The 284-nt window shown below is 71.5% G+C and carries 1 pseudogene; it reads left to right on the top strand.

Going from position 1 to position 284, the window contains the following annotated elements:
• Window positions 1-284 (top strand): annotated as a pseudogene (locus ARGLB_RS23745) (HNH endonuclease signature motif containing protein); the annotation flags it as partial.

The raw sequence follows: 284 nt of genomic DNA, 5'->3' as shown, positions 1-284 counted from the left end.
GCACCCCAACACCCGGCACCTCAACCGGCACCGACGCGACCGGGGCCGGGGAACAGGGCGGCCCGGCCGGCTGGGACACCCCGGACCTCCCGGAAATCCCGCTGGACCACCGGTCCCAGGGCCAGAAGAGACTCGACGGACTCGTCGGCGCCTGCCAAACCGCCCTCACCACCGACACCCTGCCCGCCAACGGCGGACACCGGCCCCAGATCCTGGTCACCATCAACTACCGCGACCTCCTCGCCGAACTCCACCAACGGCACAACGCACAGTGGGCCGCACCA

The sequence above is a fragment of the Arthrobacter globiformis NBRC 12137 genome (assembly GCF_000238915.1).
Classification (GTDB): Bacteria; Actinomycetota; Actinomycetes; order Actinomycetales; family Micrococcaceae; genus Arthrobacter; species Arthrobacter globiformis.
The sequence above is the reverse complement of the archived record's forward strand: the minus strand, read 5'-3'. Positions and strand labels throughout refer to the sequence as shown.